This window comes from bacterium (genome assembly GCA_041648665.1).
GTDB lineage: Bacteria > UBA10199 > UBA10199 > 2-02-FULL-44-16 > JAAZCA01 > JAFGMW01.
Genome location: JBAZOP010000066.1, coordinates 1 through 16,032 on the forward strand (window position 1 = coordinate 1; position 16,032 = coordinate 16,032).

At 60.2% G+C, this 16,032-nt stretch carries 20 protein-coding genes, 1 tRNA gene and 1 other RNA gene; 2 read left to right on the top strand and 20 right to left on the bottom strand.

The features are described 5' to 3' along the window. The 6 genes from WC683_15205 to WC683_15230 all read right to left on the bottom strand — a co-directional run. On the bottom strand, positions 1–785 hold a 785-nt coding region (locus WC683_15205), incomplete at its 3' end, for an acetyl-CoA C-acyltransferase (GenBank protein MFA4973958.1). A 62-nt stretch (positions 786–847) separates the two neighbouring features. Next, on the bottom strand, positions 848–1,930 hold the full coding sequence (locus tag WC683_15210) for a HEAT repeat domain-containing protein (protein MFA4973959.1): 1,083 nt from the start codon (positions 1,928–1,930) through the stop codon (positions 848–850). A 122-nt stretch (positions 1,931–2,052) separates the two neighbouring features. After that, an RNA gene (rnpB, locus tag WC683_15215) (RNase P RNA component class A) lies at positions 2,053–2,458 on the bottom strand. A 6-nt stretch (positions 2,459–2,464) separates the two neighbouring features. Next, on the bottom strand, positions 2,465–2,875 hold the full coding sequence (locus tag WC683_15220) for a ribonuclease HI family protein (GenBank protein MFA4973960.1): 411 nt from the start codon (positions 2,873–2,875) through the stop codon (positions 2,465–2,467). 10 nt (positions 2,876–2,885) lie between these two features. Further along, positions 2,886–3,191 (bottom strand): hypothetical protein, encoded by a 306-nt coding sequence (locus WC683_15225; GenBank protein ID MFA4973961.1) that lies wholly within the window; start codon positions 3,189–3,191, stop codon positions 2,886–2,888. Next, entirely contained in the window at positions 3,188–3,937 is a 750-nt protein-coding gene (locus tag WC683_15230) for a hypothetical protein (protein ID MFA4973962.1), read from the bottom strand. The genes WC683_15225 and WC683_15230 overlap by 4 nt, the downstream gene beginning before the upstream one ends. Positions 3,938–4,112: 175 nt before the next feature. Here WC683_15230 and WC683_15235 point away from each other — a divergent pair. Both WC683_15235 and WC683_15240 read left to right on the top strand, forming a co-directional pair. Next, positions 4,113–4,186, top strand: a tRNA-Ile gene (locus tag WC683_15235). A 388-nt stretch (positions 4,187–4,574) separates the two neighbouring features. Beyond that, positions 4,575–5,297 (top strand): hypothetical protein, encoded by a 723-nt coding sequence (locus WC683_15240; protein MFA4973963.1) that lies wholly within the window; start codon positions 4,575–4,577, stop codon positions 5,295–5,297. A 136-nt stretch (positions 5,298–5,433) separates the two neighbouring features. Here the strand turns inward: WC683_15240 and WC683_15245 are convergent, their stop codons facing one another. From WC683_15245 to WC683_15310, 14 genes are all read right to left on the bottom strand, one after another. Continuing rightward, on the bottom strand, positions 5,434–6,573 hold the full coding sequence (locus WC683_15245) for a radical SAM protein (GenBank protein MFA4973964.1): 1,140 nt from the start codon (positions 6,571–6,573) through the stop codon (positions 5,434–5,436). A gap of 94 nt (positions 6,574–6,667) precedes the next feature. Beyond that, positions 6,668–7,207 (bottom strand): arginine decarboxylase, pyruvoyl-dependent, encoded by a 540-nt coding sequence (locus WC683_15250; protein ID MFA4973965.1) that lies wholly within the window; start codon positions 7,205–7,207, stop codon positions 6,668–6,670. Positions 7,208–7,287: 80 nt separating this feature from the next. After that, on the bottom strand, positions 7,288–7,626 hold the full coding sequence (locus WC683_15255; GenBank protein ID MFA4973966.1) for a NifB/NifX family molybdenum-iron cluster-binding protein: 339 nt from the start codon (positions 7,624–7,626) through the stop codon (positions 7,288–7,290). Positions 7,627–7,630: 4 nt separating this feature from the next. Continuing rightward, complete coding sequence (locus WC683_15260) at positions 7,631–8,860, bottom strand: P-loop NTPase (GenBank protein ID MFA4973967.1); 1,230 nt, start codon at positions 8,858–8,860, stop codon at positions 7,631–7,633. 15 nt (positions 8,861–8,875) lie between these two features. Beyond that, positions 8,876–9,748 (bottom strand): ATP-binding protein, encoded by an 873-nt coding sequence (locus tag WC683_15265; GenBank protein ID MFA4973968.1) that lies wholly within the window; start codon positions 9,746–9,748, stop codon positions 8,876–8,878. Further along, a complete protein-coding gene (locus tag WC683_15270) occupies positions 9,745–10,704 on the bottom strand; it encodes a radical SAM protein (protein MFA4973969.1) in 960 nt (319 codons plus the stop codon). The genes WC683_15265 and WC683_15270 overlap by 4 nt, the downstream gene beginning before the upstream one ends. Further along, positions 10,701–11,549 carry an ATP-binding protein gene (locus tag WC683_15275; GenBank protein ID MFA4973970.1) on the bottom strand — a complete coding sequence of 283 codons (849 nt, stop codon included), beginning with the start codon at positions 11,547–11,549 and terminating at the stop codon, positions 10,701–10,703. Before WC683_15275 ends, WC683_15270 begins: the two co-directional genes overlap by 4 nt. Continuing rightward, on the bottom strand, positions 11,546–12,157 hold the full coding sequence (locus tag WC683_15280) for a hypothetical protein (protein MFA4973971.1): 612 nt from the start codon (positions 12,155–12,157) through the stop codon (positions 11,546–11,548). The genes WC683_15275 and WC683_15280 overlap by 4 nt, the downstream gene beginning before the upstream one ends. After that, positions 12,154–13,059, bottom strand: a complete 906-nt coding sequence (locus tag WC683_15285) for an ARMT1-like domain-containing protein (protein ID MFA4973972.1) — start codon at positions 13,057–13,059, stop codon at positions 12,154–12,156. Before WC683_15285 ends, WC683_15280 begins: the two co-directional genes overlap by 4 nt. Then, positions 13,059–13,418, bottom strand: a complete 360-nt coding sequence (locus tag WC683_15290; GenBank protein ID MFA4973973.1) for a NifB/NifX family molybdenum-iron cluster-binding protein — start codon at positions 13,416–13,418, stop codon at positions 13,059–13,061. Before WC683_15290 ends, WC683_15285 begins: the two co-directional genes overlap by 1 nt. Further along, on the bottom strand, positions 13,415–14,116 hold the full coding sequence (locus tag WC683_15295) for a M23 family metallopeptidase (protein ID MFA4973974.1): 702 nt from the start codon (positions 14,114–14,116) through the stop codon (positions 13,415–13,417). Before WC683_15295 ends, WC683_15290 begins: the two co-directional genes overlap by 4 nt. A 95-nt stretch (positions 14,117–14,211) precedes the next feature. Then, positions 14,212–14,577, bottom strand: coding sequence for a DUF5320 domain-containing protein (locus WC683_15300; GenBank protein MFA4973975.1), 366 nt, complete (start codon positions 14,575–14,577; stop codon positions 14,212–14,214). 221 nt (positions 14,578–14,798) lie between these two features. Beyond that, complete coding sequence (locus WC683_15305) at positions 14,799–15,173, bottom strand: DUF134 domain-containing protein (protein MFA4973976.1); 375 nt, start codon at positions 15,171–15,173, stop codon at positions 14,799–14,801. Positions 15,174–15,282: 109 nt separating this feature from the next. Further along, positions 15,283–15,678 carry a hypothetical protein gene (locus WC683_15310; GenBank protein ID MFA4973977.1) on the bottom strand — a complete coding sequence of 132 codons (396 nt, stop codon included), beginning with the start codon at positions 15,676–15,678 and terminating at the stop codon, positions 15,283–15,285. Between the last annotated feature and the right edge of the window lie 354 nt (positions 15,679–16,032).

Sequence of the window (16,032 nt, forward strand, 5' to 3'; positions counted from 1 at the left end):
GCTCCGATCCTCTTAGCGAACCTCTTGGAGGCGATCACCGTCATGGCCGCGCCGTCGGTCATGGGCGAGGAGTTGCCGGCGGTGACGCTCCCTCCCTCCAGGAACGCGGGCGGCAGTGCGGCGAGCGCTTCTATCGAGGTGTCGGACCTCGGCCCCTCGTCCTGCGCAACCTCGAACTCCCGGCCGTCTGCGGACAGCGCGCACACCGGCGTCTTCTCAGCATCGAACTTCCCCTTCGACTGCGCGAGCACCGCCTTGCGATGGCTCATGAGCGCGAAGCGATCCTGCTCCTCGCGCGATACGCCATAGGTGCGCGCCACGTTCTCCGCCGTGAGCCCCATGGATATGTACGCTTCGGGAACGCCGTTGCGCATGAGCCTTTCGTTGAGGTTCGGATTGAACCCGCCGATCGGCACGTGTGACATGCTCTCCACGCCGCCGGCGACGAAGAGCTCGCCGTCGCCGCAGCGGATCGCGCGCGCAGCCTGCGCTATCGCCTCAAGGGAGCTGGCGCAAAAACGGTTGATCGTCACCGCAGCCGCCCCTTCCGGCAGCCCGGCGAGGAACGAGATGTTGCGCGAGATGTTGTAGCCCTGCTCGCCCTCGGGCATGGCGCAGCCGATGAGCACGTCCTCGATCGCGGAGGGGTCGAGCCCCGGTACGCGCGCGAGTGCTGCGCAGAGGACCTGGCTCGCTATGTCGTCGATGCGCGTGCGGGAGAATGCGCCCTTTCCGGCCTTGGCCATCGGGCTTCGCACGCATGATAGGATGAGTGCATCCGTCATACCGCCTCCTTGCCGGCAAACTAAGCAAAATCAACGATGAAGGGCAACAGATTTAGGGGGGGTCAGAGGGAAGCAAATGCGTCGGCAGCCAGCCTCCACTCATACGAATGAGAGGGCAGCATGCGCTCCATCCTGCGCAGGGATTCTGATATGCGGGCGCTGTCGTAGACCCCGTGGCGTTTTATGAAGCGCGCGAGCGTCCGAGCCGCGGCCTTTCGCACGGGCCAGTGATCGTCCGAGAGCGCATCGATGAGGGCCCCCTCCGACTGCGCGCTGTTCCATAGCAGGAGCGCATCCGCGGCCGATTCGCGGACGGCGGCGTCCGGATCCTTGGCGAGCGAACGCGCCACCGCCTGGCCCGCCTCGTCGGCGGCAGCGAAGCGCAGCGCCTTTATCGCAGCCTGCCTGATCGTGGCGCACGGCTCGTTGCCGGGTTTGAGATAATTGCGCAGGGTTTGAAAGACGCGGAGCGAGATCTCCTGAGAAAAACCTACGAGGAATCTGCCGAGCGAGCGCACCGCCTCGTAGCGCACGTACGGTTCCGCGTCGCGCGAGGCCTCCTCGATGTGCTTCAGCACGCCCTCGCCGGCGAAGAACCCCATCGCGCAGGCGATGCCGGCCCTGAGCCTCGCCGGGATATGCCTCTCCAGGGTGAGAAGGTCCAGCATCGCGGGCAAGGCCTCTTTTGCGCCGAGAAGCCCCAGTGCGCGCGCAGCCCTCTCCCTCACTCGGGCGGAGCTGTCGTGCAGGAGCGCCTTGATGAGCGAGGCGTGGGCACGGGGATCGCCCAATTTCCAGAGCGACCACGCGGCCTCCTGCCTCACCACCGGGTCCTTGTCTTCAGACAGAGAGACGCACAGGGGCACGACCGCCTCCGGCATCTTCAAGTTTTCGGATATCGCCAGATCGCCCAGCTCCCGTGCTGCTATTATCCTGTCGTTGCGCCTGCCCTTGCGCAGAGACAGGAGCATCGCGCCTATGCGCGCGGCCGGTTTCTCCTTGGACTTGGGCAGGACGCTGTGAAGCGGACGCACCACGCCCGCCGCAAGATCGGCCCCGCCGCGCTCCGGGACGTGTCCCCTGAAGCTGCGCGAGGTCACCTGGGTGGGCTCCTCCGAGAGCATGCTGTCCAGATAAATCTGCATCCATTACCTTATCGATCGAGGCGTCGGAAAAGTTGCGTCATAAAACAAGGCCCCCCGCCCGGACCCGAATCCATGCCTTTGCGAAGCCGGGATCGGATCAGAACGGGGAGCGCTTTATTAAGGAGATGCGCAGGTCTGTAAGCCGGGTTCTGTTCCCTTTACAGGGTAACGGCCATTCATCTGGGACGGCTGTTGCCAACCGCCTCTAGCGACCTACCCGCCATCCCGCCTCATATATTAAGCCTTGGGCGGATCACCCTCGAGGGCCATACGGCCCCTGGATGGCTGCTTGGCCTTGCTCCCCATGGGGTTTGCCGTGCCGCCCCTGTCGCCAGGAGCGCGGTGGGCTCTTACCCCGCCGTTTCACCCTTGCCTCAACTTTCGTCAAGGCGGTTTGTTTTCTGTGGCACTTTCCGTCCCCGTCATCTCCATAAATGGCCGGGACCTGGGCTATGCCCAGCATGGCATCCTTCGGAGCCCGGACTTTCCTCCCCGCCGTAAAGGCGGAGCGGCCGTCCGACCTGCGCCATCTTTTCAAAGATCGTATTTCTCGTCTATCGCCCTGTTCGCAAGTTTGTCCGCCTCTTTGTTTTTCTCGCGCGGCAGATGCTCTATAGTATAATGTTTGATCGTCCGCAAGGCCTTCACAGCCTCCCCGAAGAGCGGCTTCAGCCCCTCGTTCTTCACCTTGTACTCGCCCTTGATCTGCCTCACCATGAGCTCCGAGTCCGCGTAGATCGCGAGATCGGTGGCCCCGAGCCTCTTCGCCTCAGAGAGCGCCATGATCAGGGCGCTGTACTCGGCCTGGTTGTTGGTCATCTCGCCCAGATATTCGAAGAGCTCGGCCAGCACCGAACCTTTTTCGTCGCGCAGGATTGCGCCTGCCCCGGCAGGTCCGGGATTACCGCGCGCAGCGCCGTCTGAATGGATGGTTATTCTGGGCACGGAGGACCGCCTACTTTGATGTGAGCCCGAACGCGGCGAGCAGCTTCTCTTTGTCGGATTGGTGCAACGAGGAGATGATTTGCTTCGTCTGCGGGGAGATCTCGGTCTCGAGGCAGACCTCGTGCGAATCGGATTCCCCCTCGGCTGCGGCCTCGTTCTTCAGCCTGCATGCGACGTCCCTGAGGGCCGCCCTGATCTCGGCGACGGTGAAGGAGCCCGCGAGATGCGCCTCGACGGAGGCGAGCTTCTCGTTCTCCGCTATGAAATGAACGATCTCCGCCTGCATCCTCTTTGACATGGTTGCGAACTCGCTCATTTCTCCCCTCCCTCGGTCTTCTCGGCCGGCGCTTTCACATCCACATAGATCAGGCGCTGGCAGCTCGGACATGCCTTGAAACCTTCCCTTCTCAGCATCTCGTTGTAGAGCTGCGGCGGCACCTTTCTCGAACAGCCGATGCAGACTCCGTCGACCAATCCCACCAGCGCATCCGTATAACGCCTGCGCACGAAGTCATATTTCCTCAGCGTGTCCCTCTCAATGCTGGCGACCAGCTCCGGCCTTCGCGACGATTCGCGCTCGAGTTCCAATTTGAGCTGCGACTCTTCAGCCGCCACGACATCGCGCCCCTTGCTGAGGGCAGTTTCTTTTTCGGCGCACTCCGTCTCAAGTTGCGCGATTTCTTTCCCCAGGGCCTCGATTCTCTCCATGGCAGCCAGGACGCGGTCTTCCCGTTCCCTGTTCTGGCGCTTGCCCTCGGTGATCTCCTTGATGGCGGCCTGGTACTCCTTGTTGGTCTTGATGGCGTAGAGCTTGGTCTCGCGCTCCCTCAGATGCTCGACCGATGCGGCCAGCTCCGTCTCGTCCGTGCGGCGTGTGTGCTCGACTGCGGCCTTGTCGGCCTTCAGGCCGTCCAGCCTGCCGCGCACATCATCGTAGGCCGACTGCTCAGCCGCAATCTTCCCGGGCAGAGAAGCCAGCGTCTGTTTGATCTTGTGGGAATTTAAGTCTATCTCCTGCAGTTCCTTGAGGAGTGAAAGCTGGGCTTCAAATGGGGCTGTCATCAACGCTCCGGCTCAAAAATGGATTTATTTCTCTACGTCCTGGGGCATCCCTTGTCAATCGCATAAATTAGCGGTTTTGCCCTAAAAACCCCCTTTTCAGGGAGAAAAGGCGTGATCAAGGCCGTAAGGGCTTGCCTTCCATGCCACTTTCCGCTAAATGCCCCACCTCAAGTTCGGGCCCTTAGCTCAGTTGGTCAGAGCCTCCGGCTCATAACCGGGTGGTCCCAGGTTCGAGTCCTGGAGGGCCCACAAAAATGGCCTCGCCGTAAGGCGGGGCCATTTTTCCTCTATTCTCGACTTTCGACTATTCGATTCTCGGCCCTCCAGGCTCGGCCATTTTCGAAATTCGAAAATAGAAAATCGATAATCGCCTATCTTCGAGCCCAACAAAAAATACCGCGAGCCGGCGTCCTGGAGGGCCCACAGTAAATACAGAACAGCCCTGCCGATCGGCAGGGCTGTTTCTGTTTCCGAGACCTCCAGGACTCTCACACCCAGGCCAGGTTACGCGCCTCACGGCGCGTGGCGAGCAGAGTGGCTAGTGGGATTTGCCACTTTCTCCAACAGTTCGATATATATGTTTTTTGCTTGCTCTGTCTGACGATATTGCGATATCCGTCCAAAAAAAGAGGGCGGCATGAAGAACAAAATATTTTCATTAACGCTGATTGCGGTATTAGGTCTGTTCGGGTGCGGCGGTTCGGGTTCGGACTCGGATACAGATTCGGACGCGGATTCCAATTCGGTTTCCGGTTCAAGCTCGGAGACATTCACTACGAGCAAGGCGCTTGGGCAGACCGTCATGATGCTCGTGCTGGGCTTCGCCCCGACTCCCCCCACACAAAAAATGCAGTCGGTGAAAACTGTCTCCCAATCATGTGCCAATGGTGGAAGCATGAGGTTTAACGATGACGACTCCATCACTTTCTCCAACTGCAGCTTCTTCGACGGGTATTTATTCAACGGCACCATCACTGTGACGCCTCAAACCGGAGAGGGACAGGGCGGGCGCATAGATTTCGATAATTTCAGCGGCACGCTAGGCGACGAGACCGGCTTCGAAATGGACGGCTATATAAAGGAGAACGAAAACGATGATGGTTCGCTCGACTTCGACGTGAATCTTGACACTACTACCACCTTTATGGGCGAACCCAGTATATTCAATATGGAAGGCGACTTCAGCATCGGCGATGACGGCACGATGACGGGCTCCATGAGCATAGACGACGGAATTGAGGATAGCCCGAACACTCTGTGCAACTTCGACGACTTGAACATCTTCGAGTTCCAAACAGAGGGCGGCGGCGAAGCCCTGATGAATTCGGCCTGCACGGAGACCAATACACCGACAAGCTAAGAGATCGCTCAATCAAAAAAAAGGCCCCATTCTCGGGGCCTTTCTTTTTGGGGTAGCTAATTGGATTTGAACGGTTTTATGGAGCTTGCTCCGTTACGAGTGGTTCGAGTGGTTCCCGCCGTAATCGCCCTACCCCTCAGAACGTCACGTACCCCTCCGCCCTTCTGAGCAACTTGGTCGGCCGGGCGACGTCGGCAAGAGAGGAGATCCTGCTGCGATTCCTCCGGAAGGCGAGGATGCGCGAAATGAAAGTCTGGCCCAGGCCCGGCACGCGCAAGAGGCGCGAGCGGTCGTCGCAGTTCACGTTCACCGGGAAGAACTCCGGGTGCGCCCTTGCCCAGGCCTCCTTGGGGTCCAAGGCGAGCGATAGGCGGCCGTCAGCGCCCACCGGAATCTCGGAGGCCTCGAAGCCGTACTTCCTCAGGAGCCAGTCCACCTGATAGAGGCGGTGCTCCCGCATCAGCATGGCAGCGTTGTCCTCGTTCGATCGCTCGCCTGGTAGACTCTCCGCGCCTGCGCCGCGCTGATAAGCGCTGAAATAGATGCGCTGGAGGGAGAGTTTTTTGTAGAGCGTAGCGCACGCGTCAATGATCTCGCGGTCGGTCTCGCTCGACGCGCCCACCACGAATTGCGTGGTCTGCTTGACGCGCGCAAAACGCGAGCCCTTTGCCGTGAGCCGGCTGATGAGGTTGATCGGCCGGACGATGTCTCGCGCATAGTCCTTGGTCGCGCACATGTGCTTGAAGTTGTGCGCGCCCGGCGTCTCGATGTTGAGCGAGACCGCGCTGGCCAACGCGACGCTCTGACGTATGGCCTCGTCGGAGGCGCCGGGGATGATTTTGAGATGGATGTAGCCGCGAAACTGCTGCCTGCGGAGCAGGAGTGCTGCGCGATTGAGCTTCTCCATAGTTGCGTCCGGGCTCCCCTCCACGGCGCTGCTCAGGAAGAGGCCGCCCACCTTGCCTACCTTGAAATAGGAGAGGAAGATATCTGCAAGTTCCTCGGGCTTAAGCGAACAGCGACGGGCGTCGGCCCCGCCCCGAAGCGGGCAGTATTTGCAATCGTTGACGCAGGCGTTGGAGAGGAGGGTCTTGAAGAGATAGGTCGTCCTGCCGTCGGGGAGCGCTGCCGGGTAGATCCACCTGTCATCGCTCCCACGGCGCCGATGCTCGTCTTCCCGGGTGCCGCAGGAGCAGGCCAGGTCATAGCGCGAATCGCTCGCGAGCAAGGCGAGTTTATCGCCGACGTCGAGCGCTTTCCTGATGAAGGGGGGCATCGCTCGAAATCGTGGGGCACAAGCCGTTCACTTTTCCAGCAAAAAATTTCACCAACAATTACGGCGCAGGACTGCATGACGTTCTGACGTCCATTCAGGGGACGAAGACCGCCGCGGAGACGCAGGTAGTCCATACGCCGTTCTTGCCGACCGCGGACTGGGTCACATTGCTCGTCCTGACTATCATCTTCATCATCCGCCATTGCCGTTTCTTCTCGTCATAGCTCAGGGATTCCTCATCATCAAGCCCCAGAGTAGTGGCGAGCATCGATGCAGCCAGGTCCTCCGCATAGTCCCCTATCTTCTTCATCGTCGTGCCGTGCGAGTGATGTTCGCTCAGGTAACCGTATCGCGAGCGGTCAGCCGGCACAGCGAGACCTATTGAGGCCGCGACGAGCCTGCCGGCTTCGTCGCAGGAGTTGTCCGCCATGACGCAGTAGACGATCTCCCCGCTCTCGAGAGAACGGGCACCCTGCTCGCGCGTGATGATGCGACAGTTGGGCGGAAAGATGCTGGAGACCCGCACGAGGTTGAAATGCGAGATGCCGGCGCGCCGCAAGGCAAGCTCGAACGAAGCCAGTCTTTCCCTGTGTCGGCCCACCCCCTTAGTGAAAAACAACTTTGTCGGTACCATCGATTCGTTCCTTTCCCGCGATCACTCGCGCATTCCAGGGAATGCTGTGCGATTATCCGCATAGCGTCATCTCGCGCCAATCAGTGGTCGCACAGATTCGCGCCGGACTTGAGCGTACCGGCAAGATACTCATTCACGAGCCGCTCCGGCGTTTCGCAGGCCGCGCCCACGACCACCTCGATCCCCTGCTCCGCGAAGAGGTCCTGTGCGCGCTGCCCCATACCCCCGGCTATGATCACGTTCGCCCCTCTCTCCGCGAGCCAGGGGGGCAGGAGCCCGGGCTGATGCGGGGGCGCGTCGAGGTCCTCCCTCTTGACTATCTTCTTAGTTGCAGCGTCCACTTCGAGCAGGGCGAAGCTTTCGCAGTGGCCGAAATGCATGGACAGCTTTCCCTCCGCCATTGGAACGGCAATCCTCATATCCCTATCCTCCTTTTTGCCTCTCTGAGAGGCCCGTTGAAATTGCATCTTCGATCATCCTCACCGCTTCCCGCATGACCGCCGCGGAAGGCGAATCCGAATGACATTGCACGAACGAACGGCCGTTGTCGCAGGCCTCAGCGATCTTCGGGTCGATCGGTATGGAGCCCAGAAACAAAACGCCCATATCCTCGGCCATTTCTCTGCCGCCGCCCGAACACAGGATATGGGTAACCTCGCCGCACTTCGGACATGCGAAACCGCTCATGTTCTCGACCACCCCCAACACCGGCACATTGAGGTGCCGACAAAACGTGATGGACTTGCGCACGTCCACCGCAGCCACCTTCTGCGGAGTTGTGACGATCACCGCACCGTCCAATCTGTCTATTATTTGGCAGACGGAGAGCGGTTCGTCCCCGGTCCCCGGAGGTGCATCGATTATCAAGTAATCCAGTTCTCCCCAGGCCACATCCTTGAGAAATTGTTTGATGACGCCCGCCTTTCGAGGCCCGCGCCAGATCACGGCCTCATCATGGCCCTGCAGAAGAAAGCCAAGAGACATGACTTTCATCTCGCCGAGTTCGACCGGGAGCATCCCCTCGTCGGAACCATGTATCTCCTCGCCCTCGAGGCCCAGCATGGTAGGGATGCTCGGTCCGTGGATATCCACGTCGAGGAGGCCCACGCGCTTTCCCGACTGAACAAGCGACATGGCGAGATTGACTGCCACCGTGCTCTTGCCGACCCCGCCCTTGCCCGAGAGTACGATCACCTTGTGACGGATACGACACATGCGCGCCTCGAGCCTCTGGCGCTCCGCGAACTCCTCTTCGCTCTCATCCTGCCTTCGGCCCCGGTTTAAAACATCGGTGCAGGCAGCAGTCAGGGTGTTCGCAGCAAGAAGAGCACAGTGCTCGAATTCAGGCGGACAGCCGCCGAGCGCTTCGAGTATCTCCGCCTGATTCAACACGGCCGCCTCCTCGATGCGCCTGCCCTCGGCGAGACTCGTAGCCATGCTCCCGCAGGCCAGCGAGGATCCGCATCCATCGGTTTCAAACGAGACTCTATCCACCCTGCCGTCTTTCACGGTCAACCAGAACTCCATGGTGTCCCCACAGGGCCCTGTGATGCGCGCATGGCCGTCGAAACGATCGAGAGGCCCGTGATTCCGCGGATTAGCCGCGTGATCGCACGCAACATCGGTAAAACCACCCGCATCTATACATTCCATATCTCGATCCTCCTCCTATAACGCCAGACTCATCCATATCTGCCTTATGTCCTCCGCACAGGGCGCCTCGATTTCCACCACAGCCTTCTGCTGGATCTGCGCCAGGGTCACCGAACGGTCGTACCGGATGCGGCCGGCCACCCGGGCCCCTGCCTGCAAAGCTTTGCGCTCGATCCTCTCCGTCATCTGTGCGTTGATATCCCACTTGTTGACGCAGACGAACGCGGGGATATCGAAATGCCTTGTCAGAGAAAGAACGCGCTCGAGATCGTGTTCCCCGGAGACGGTAGGCTCGGTCACGATCAGGACAACAGTCGCACCGGTCACCGATGCGATCACAGGGCATCCGATCCCGGGCGGGCCGTCCACGATGATGAGAGGATGCCCCCCCTCCTCGGCAAGCCGGCGTGCCTCCCGGCGGACCGTGGAGACCAGCTTGCCGGAATTTTCGGCTGCAACGCCCAGACGGGCGTGAACCATGGGGCCGCAGCGGGTATCGGATATCATCCATTCGCCGCAGCGGCGCTCAGGGAAATCTATGGCGCCTTCGGGGCAGAACCTCACGCACACCCCGCAGCCCTCACAGGAGACTGAGTCTATCTCATATTTCTTCGCCCCAGACGACTCCCCGCTCATCTTCACGGCATCGAAGCGGCAGCATTCCATGCACGCGCCGCAACCGGTGCAGTCCGCCTGCCTGATGATCGCCTCGCGTCCGCTCATGAACTCGTGGCGCTCCTTGACCCGGGGCGAGAGGACGAGATGCAGATCGGCCGCATCCACGTCGCAGTCCGCGACGACGGGACGATCGGCGAGCACGGCAAAGGACGCAGCCACGCTGGTCTTGCCGGTCCCCCCCTTGCCGCTGATGACGACTAGCTCCTTCATGATCCTTTGGACCTCTCCGCGCGCGAGTAATAGATCTTCTCACCGACCCGTTCAGAAACGACAACGCCGACCTTCATGAGGCTGTCGATGAGCTTCATAACCTCCAGCCGGTTCAGGCGAAGCCCGCCTGCGATATCCTCGATAGTGCACGGCCGCCTGCCGAGAAGCGCCAGTATCTCTTCATCGCTTTCCCTGCCGACAGGCGATGTCTGTGCCCCGCCCGCCTCCCACTCGCTGATGATCTCCACCACCCCGGGGATGAGCTTCATGAGCTTTTCCATCTGCTCCCCCGGCACGGCAAAGGCAAAATCCTCCGCAGGAGGACGGGTGACGGTGTTGAGCTGGGTGCGGGCCGGCGCTATCTTTTTGACGAGGGCTGCTATCTTCTCCACCTCGGCGGGGATGGCCGTGATCCCCCCGAGCAGAAATACCTCGAGCCAGACCTCGCCCGGGAACCTCCTCGTAAACTCGGCGATGCCCTCGACCATCCGGCCAAAGGATATCTCGCCATGCGGACGGTTGACGTGCTGAAACAGTTTTTCATCCCCCGCGTCCAGCGAGGGGAGCACGAGGTCGGCAGCCATCAGCTCATCCTGGACCTCGCGCATCCACAGGAGCGAACCGTTGGTCAAGACAGCCACCGGGATATCAGTCATGGCCTTGGTCCTGCGTATCAGCCCGCCGATTCCGCTGTTTAGCGTGGGCTCGCCGGAGCCCGCAAGGCTGATGTAGTCCGGCGCCGGGCCAGCCGCCAGCTTCCTCTCCAGCTCAACCAGAACGGCATCGATCGGAACGTATTCCCTGCGCACAACGGTCTTGTCGGTCGTGCGGCCGAGCTGGCAATAGATGCAGTCGTAGGTGCACACCTTGAACGGCACGAGGTCTATACCAAGCGAACGGCCCAGCCGCCGCGATGGGACGGGTCCATATACATACTTGAATCCGGCGTCGCTCATCTATCGCCTCCGCCTGACAGATTCCTCACTCTTGAATACAGTTCTTGGAATAGACCTTGATATTCAGGAAACGCATCCACCACGAGCTCGCCGCGGGAGTAGGCCTCGGCGATCCGCCGATCGTCCGGAATTTCCAGCAGGATCGGAATACCCTCTTTCCTGCAGAACTCGTGCACTCGTTCGTCGCCCACACCGACGCGGTTGATGACGACCCCGAACAAGATGCCGAGCTCGTGGACCATATCGACGGCAAGAGTGAGGTCGTGCAGGCCGAAAGGCGTGGGCTCAGTCACCAACGCCACGAAATCAGTTTCGCGGATGGTTGCAATGACAGGGCATGATGTCCCTGGAGGCGCGTCCAGGATCGCGGCCGAGCCTCTCTGCAGACGCGCCTTGACCGCGCGTATCAGCGGCGGCGCCATGGGTACGCCCACATCGAGCCGCCCCTGGATCAAGGTGATATTCCCGGACTTCAGCGTCTCGACCACGCCTATCCGCCTGTCGACTTCGCTGATGGCCTTCGTGGGGCACACCTTCGTGCAGCCCCCGCAGCCATGGCACATATCCGGAAATAAGAGGGGCTTTGCGCCAAACGACACGATGGCGCTGTACTCGCAGATGCGGCCGCACTCGCCACAGCCTGTGCAGAGCGATTCGTCGACCTGGGGGACCGGGATGCCGACCGTCTCTGTCCTGATGGATTGCCCTTTGAGAAACAGGTGGCAGTTCGGCTCCTCCACGTCGCAGTCCAGCAGGCTGACATCAGAGCCGATCGCCCGCGCCAGGTTCACGGAGACGGTCGTCTTGCCGGTACCGCCCTTGCCTGAGGCGATGGCGAGGATCATCCAGCCGCTCCTTTGTCTCCTGCAACCCATAAAAGTGGAAAAACTATGTCGCTGGTGCAGCACGGAATCCAGACGGCCAAGAACAGGAAGATGGCCGCCACTGCGACGGTCCAAAGGTCCAGCGCGCCGCCCAGTGCCATGGTCATATGAAACAGGGATGCCCACGTGCTGAGGAAGACGTGCCCGGCGTGCGGGATGCGCGTCTCGGACCATTTGTACGCCATGGCTATACCGATAAAGGACATCGGGTTGACCAGCCACCACTTCTCGATGAAACCTATGTGCCAACCCCTGTTCGGCAGCCCAAGCAACCACTCACCCACAAACGGGATCAGGGAATCGCTCACCGTAGCGATCCCCACAGAACCCACGTATCCGATGAAAATGGCCTGCCAGAGTTTCCCGGGCGAGTGAATACGGTACATTGCAGCTGTTACGAATGCGCTCAAGAGCACATGCAGGGGGTGCAGACCCCAGAAAAGAGTCTCCGATACACCCCGTGACGCATTGACCGCAGACATGACGAGCATGATGGCTATGCCTGTCAGCGTCCCCAGGGCGGTGAAGGGTGCATGTCTTTTGAGCTGGAGGATGATCTCAGACGTCATGATATCTCCCTCGAAGCACCGTCATTGCGAAGCCGGATATCGGACTGCGCCAAGAGCACGTTGGTGCCAACGGGAAGGCCCACGCGCCCTCCGATCACCGGGCACTTCACCTTGAACAGGAAGAAGATGTTTCGCGGCACTTCGCTGAGCGACTCGAAGTTGCCCTGCCCCTTGGCGATGATCATGTCGGCATCGTCAAAGCAGCAGCGGAACTCCGGACTGCAATGCTCAAGCAATGTGCCGGGTGCGTCCGAGCCGTTGTCAATGACCTTCACGATCTCATCCAGACCTGTCGCCCGCGCATCGGCCAGCGTCGCGTCGTTTATGACCGGAGAGCCGCGCACGACAAAGGTCACGCGGCCCCGCGGGAGCTGCTCGACGAGGAGGTGGTCGAACACTATCTCGCCCGCGTTGTCCCCCAGATAGAGTATGCTTCTTGATTCGGCGGCTGAACGCCTGAAGCGATCGTAATCGCCCGCGAGGGTACCAGCGAGCGCATCATCAATGGAGCGGCGAACGTCTTCCTCCGTCACGCTGTCTCTGGCGCCCATATCTATGACGTTGCCCGCGATAGCCAGGCGCACAGCCATTGCAAGAGGGTCGGGCGAAGACTCCACATCATCTCTGAGCCCGGGGAGCAGCGACATGGCCATGCGGTTGAGCCGGTCCTTCACTGCGCGATACGGGTCATCCGCCCCTGAGGTCTCCCTCAGGAACTTGTGGATCCGCTGCCCCAGCACAGGCGGAGGATCGGAGAGCTCAATATCTCTCGACCAGCCGAGAACCTCGCGCAAAATCCTCTCGTGAACCGCAGGATCGCCGGAGACCATCCTCGCCGCGTCAAGCGATTGGCGGATAAAGCACGGGATGCAGTCGAGGGAAGCCTTCATTCCGCCGCTCATTACCAGTGGCCCTCCACATCCGCTGATTTCGCCTCGGCCAGCTTGCCCGCGCGATAGAGATCAAGGGCCGTGGCAACGGTCGGCGCATCGGTGTTGTATATTTTGATTCCGGCCGCCACCAGGACACGAAATGCCTTCGGGCCACAATGCCCTGTCACGAGCGCATTTGCACCCAGTCTAGCCACGGCTTCCGCCGACTGGATCCCCGCCCCTTGCGCCGCGTTGAGGTTCTGCCGGTTGTCGATCACCTCGAAGGTCGAATTATCCAGATCATAGACCAGGAACTTAGGCGCACGCCCGAAACGGCTGTCCAGCGGGGCGTTGAGGTCATCTCCAGACGTCGTGAAAGCGATCTTCATTTTTTCCTCCCTGTGGCCTTGGGTGCTATCTTTACGACAGCGGCCTTCGCAACTTTACCGCTCTTCTTGCTTTTCCGTGCCCGCGGGGAATCCTTATTCGCGTATTGAGATCCTTGCTTCGACGAAGATATGGCATACTGCTCCCCGCCAACATGCATCCCTTTCTTCACGTAGACACCGTCTGTGACCGGTAAGAATGAAAGAGGGTCCATCGCTTTACGCCCGCGCCTGACCTCAAAGTGCAAATGATTGCCCGTCGTGCGCCCGGTGCGCCCAACCTCGGCGATGACCTCGCCCTGCGCCACCTTCTCGCCTTTATCGACCAGATTGGCGCGATTATGCGCGTAAGCTGTGAAATAGCCGTTATCATGCCGCAAGAGGATCATGTTGCCATATCCGCAGAATCTCCCGGAGAAGACGACTTTGCCGTCGGCGGCAGCCTTGATCGGCGTTCCAGCCGGAGCGGAGACATCGATGCCGTCGTGATGGCGCCCTCGGCGAGGCCCGAACTTTGAGAAGAAGATCCCCTCGACAGGCCATTCAAACGTCACCGCACCCTTCTTGATATCGCCTTTTTTTTGCCCATGACCGGACACCACGAACTTGCCGCACACCTCTTTGTCGAGTGTGGCATGGCGTTTCGGCGCACTGCCGCAACCGGACGTCAGCGACGTGGTGAACACCATCGCCAACGCCACCAAGGGACATGCTATGATGCTGAACGTATCTTTCAAAGTTTAAGACTTCCTATTCTTAAAACATTCGCACGAAAACCGTGCCGATCAACCGGCAATTACGGTTGCTTCGCGGTCGACTCTGTTTCGATTTCAGAGAGGCGCTTCTTTATCGAATCCAGCTCCGCCTGCAGAGCATCGGCCTGGTCTTTGAGAAAGCTTTTCTCCGCTTCCGGATCCGGCTTCGCGTAAGGTGCCGGATATCCGCCAAAGCGCATCCAGCCCGGCTGACCGGTGGCATAGTACATGTGCCGCCAGCCCCTACCGCCTCCGCCGATTCCGCGACCACGGCGAACCCCTCTGCCGTAGCCACACAAGGGCCCGGCATTGGTATAGCCGGGCATGTCATAACCAACGCAAAACCCCTCACCGCGTCCGGTCATCGGCCCTGCACCCATCGGCCCTGTCCCATCTCCTCTTGGCATATAATTACCCTCCTTCCTCTGTGTTTATCTCTCTCACCATATTCGTCCCGCACTTCGGGCATTTCATCTCCATACAGGGCACGCCCGGTTTATGCACCTCGCGGTGCCCACACTTTGGACATACACAGAATCCGGCAGGACCTGCCGCCAACGGCCCACCCATCCTCCCACGCCCCCCTCCACCGCCACCCCTGCCTCCAGTTCCCCTTCCTCTCATAGTTTCATCCTCCTTTCCTCTGCCACCCTCGTCCTCGCCTGCAGCAACCTCTACCGCCGGCGCCGGGCCAGGGCCGCACCTGCTCCGCGACATTGACTACGTTGCCGCCCTCCACCCGGATCGCCTTGCCGTTTATGAGCGCGTCGGCCACTGTCTTATGGGCGTTGGCAAGGATCCTGTCGAACGTCTGGCGCGATACGTTCATCTTTGCCGCGGCCTCCTCGTGATAGAGGCCTTCGATGTCCGCAAGCCTCATCGCCTCGATCTCGTCCAGTCGGAGGATGACCTCCTCCAGCTCGGACAGAGGGATCCCCCTCGGCTTGAAGTAGTCGTGCTGAGGGGTCCAGCCCACCCTCCTGCATTTGAACGGCCTCGGCATGGCGCACTCCCAGTAATAAGCATATGCTCATTATGCTTGCGGTGTCAATGTCGATGTGGATATTCCGATCCCGTGCTTCAAAAGGATTTAGCGGTGAGTTCGCCTCTCGCTACTTTGTCGCGGCCCCGGGCGCAGGCTGCACGCTGGTGTAGCACCAGCTCATCGCATCCATGAAGGCCGGAAACTGCTTCTTCGCCCCTGACTTGTCGGTGGCCAACGCGGTGTTGTCGGCCGCATTGAGGATCTGGCACCCGGTCTCCGACATGTAGAAGTAGCGCCTCTTGTTGTCGGGGCTGTACTCGACGTGGACGATATCGTAGCCCGTGCCCGCGAATATCCCGGTCACCCCCGGAAACTGGCCGATGCACTCCACGAGCCACCTGTTGCCGGACGCGGCCTCCTGAGTGCAGTTGAAGCCGTTTGCAGAGACGACCGCCGCATGGGCCGCGCTTGCCGCGCCCACGAGCAATGCCACGGCCAGGACAGCAGTACATATGTTACGCATCACGACCCCCTTTGAATGGCCCATGAGTGTGCGCCATGGAAAAACATAGATAAACCTCCGCGGCCGAGCAATCCACTCTTATTCTACGGCCTGGCCCCGTTCCGGCTAACATCCCGATATAATTATGAATAATTGAATGACCGATCAGCCCCCTCAGGGCCGCAAGATTCTCCTGTCACGGGATTTCGATCATTTTTTGATTCCTTGCGACACGACAAAGGGCTATAGGGGCAAAGCCGGGCAAAGGCCGAACAACAGACACCATCTGAGGAGGATCATTTTTATGCGCGCCGCCCCATCGACCGGATTCAACACAACCGCAGTCACGACTCAGCTGACGGCAATCTCCACGAG